Source organism: Aminobacter sp. P4_H6_2, from assembly GCF_056400805.1.
In genome coordinates this window covers 1-1,332 of the sequence record NZ_JBFUKO010000978.1, presented here as the reverse complement: position 1 = coordinate 1,332, position 1,332 = coordinate 1, and the positions used below count along the sequence as shown (strand labels likewise).

The 1,332-nt window shown below is 65.3% G+C and carries 2 protein-coding genes; both read right to left on the bottom strand.

The annotated features are described in order from the left end of the window. Positions 1 to 38 precede the first annotated feature (38 nt). A complete protein-coding gene (locus AC1DUU_RS32245; RefSeq protein ID WP_476787356.1) occupies positions 39 to 1,004 on the bottom strand; it encodes a PDR/VanB family oxidoreductase in 966 nt (321 codons plus the stop codon). 61 nt (positions 1,005 to 1,065) lie between these two features. Next, positions 1,066 to 1,332: thiamine pyrophosphate-dependent enzyme (locus tag AC1DUU_RS32240; RefSeq protein ID WP_476787355.1), on the bottom strand; the 267-nt coding region annotated here is incomplete at its 5' end.

The window sequence follows — 1,332 nt, the reverse complement described above, 5'->3', positions numbered from 1 at the left end:
GCGCGTAGGCTGATCCGTCCTTGGTCATGAATACCTCCCTAGCGGTCGAGCCGCAAAAGCGCCGTCTTGGCGCGTGAGCAGCAGATCATCATTGTGTTCCCGGCGGCGCGTTCGCCGTCGCTGAGAACCTTGTCGCGATGGTCCGGCACACCCTCCAGAACRCGTGTTTCGCAGGTGCCGCAGACCCCGTTGCGGCAGGACGAGGGCGCGTGGACCCCCGCCTGTTCCAGCGCACCGAGAATTGTCTGGTCGGCCCCGACACTGACCGAGGCGCCCGACTTGTTCAGGACGACCGTGAAGCCGCCATCGTCCGCCGCCGGCACCGTCGGGGTGAAAGACTCGTAGTGCACCGTCGAGGGATCGCGGGATTGGTTTGCGGCCAAAAACGCATCCAGCATCGGCTGTGGCCCGCAGCAGTAGAAATGAGTGTCCGGGCCGGCCTGGCTGACGATCCCTGCTATGTCGAGCAGGCGATCATTTTCGCTGTCGATATGCAGGTGGATGTTTCCGCCGAGTGCTGTCAGCTCGTCGAGAAGGGCGCAGTCGCCGCGCGTGCGCACCGCATAATGCAGATGCCAGTCGGCCCCCGTCCCTTGCAGCTGCCGGGCCATGGCCAGCAATGGCGTGATGCCGATGCCACCGGCGATCAGGATCGATGGGCCAGCCGTCTCGGCCAGTTGAAAGCTCGTCCGTGGCGGGGAAATTTTGATGCGGTCGCCCGGCCGGGCGCTGACATGAAGCCAGCGCGAACCGCCGCGGGTAGCGCGGTCGAGCGCCACGGCGATGCGGTAATCGGCCCCGTCGCTAGGGCCGATCAGCGAGTACTGTCGTACAAGCCCATCGGGCAGATGGATATCGATGTGGGCGCCGGGCTCGAACGACGGCAGAGGCCCGCCATCGGCGGGCCGCAGATCGTAGGAAAGGACCGAGGGCGTTTCGTAGGACATCCGGCGGACAATTACCTGGATTGTCGCGCCGGCGTTGTCTTGGTGACCGTCGTTCATTGTTGCGGCCATCCCCAAGCCGTTTCGGTTAAAGGCGTGGCCGCGCGTCCGCGGAACAGGCCTAGGCGTGCGGTTCGCCGAGTGGGTTTGCCGGCGGTACGACCGGCGAGGGCACGAAAGGATGGATCAGCGCCCAGGGGCTCGGCATCTCGCTAACCGAGACGGCGATCAGGGCAGGGCCCTTGCTGTCTTTTGCCCGCACAAGCGAGTCGTGAAGTCCCTGCGGCGAGTCCACCTTTTCAAAGGGCAGGCCGAAGGCGCTCGCCAGATGCGCAAAATCCGGGTTGGCAAGCTGGACCGCGAAGGTCTCGCCGAAGGTGCGCTGCTG